We start from the raw sequence: 995 nt of genomic DNA, 5'->3' as shown, positions 1-995 counted from the left end.
GGATCGCCGACCATCAGCGGCACGATGTGCGTCGTGCTCGGCATGACCGGCAAGCCCGCTTCGGCGAACAGGCGCTTGAGCGTTGCCGCCGCGGCCTGCTGGCCTTCACGCTCGACGCTGGATGCCTTCAGGTGCCGCACGGATGCCAGCACGCCGGCGACCAGCACCGGGCTGAGCGAGGTGGTGAAGATGAACCCCGGCGCATAGGAGCGGATCACGTCGATGATCTTCTTGTCCGCCGCAATATAGCCGCCCATCACGCCAAACGCCTTGCCCAGCGTGCCTTCGATGATGTCGATGCGGTGTGCCGCTTCGTCACGGTCGCTGATGCCGCCGCCGCGCGGGCCGTACATGCCGACGGCGTGAACCTCGTCGATATAGGTCAGCGCGTTGTACTTTTCGGCCAGGTCGCAGATCGCGTGGATCGGGGCGATGTCGCCGTCCATCGAATAGACGCTTTCGAAGGCGATCAGCTTGGGCACTTCGGGATCGGTTTCGCTGAGCAATTGCTCAAGGTGCTCAAGATCGTTGTGCCGGAACACCTTCTTTTCGGCGCCCGAATTGCGGATACCGGCGATCATGCTGGCGTGGTTCAGTTCGTCGGAAAAGATCACGCAGCCCGGCAGGATCTTGGCCAGCGTGGACAGCGTCGCATCGTTCGAGACATAGCCCGAAGTGAACAGCAGCGCACCGTCCTTGCCATGCAGGTCGGCGAGTTCTTCCTCAAGCTGGACGTGGTAATGCGTGTTACCGCCGATGTTGCGGGTGCCGCCAGAGCCGGCGCCGACGTTGTGCAGCGCCTCTTCCATCGCTTCGATCACTTTGGGGTGCTGGCCCATGGCGAGATAGTCGTTCGAGCACCATACCGTGATCGGTTTCGGCCCATTGTGGCCGGCAAAACAGCGCGCGTTGGGATAGGCACCCTTGTTGCGCAGGATGTCGATGAACACCCGGTACCGGCCTTCGGAATGAAGGCGATCGATCGCGGCGTCGAA

The 995-nt window shown here is 62.5% G+C and carries 1 protein-coding gene; it reads right to left on the bottom strand.

Annotation, left to right across the window (positions count from 1 at the left end):
- Positions 1-995 (bottom strand): 5-aminolevulinate synthase (gene hemA, locus WG900_RS20125; protein WP_339970170.1); only part of this gene is annotated, 995 nt, incomplete at both ends.

Source organism: Novosphingobium aquae (genome assembly GCF_037572715.1).
Taxonomy (GTDB): domain Bacteria; phylum Pseudomonadota; class Alphaproteobacteria; order Sphingomonadales; family Sphingomonadaceae; genus Novosphingobium; species Novosphingobium aquae.
This window is presented reverse-complemented; position numbering and strand designations above follow the sequence as displayed.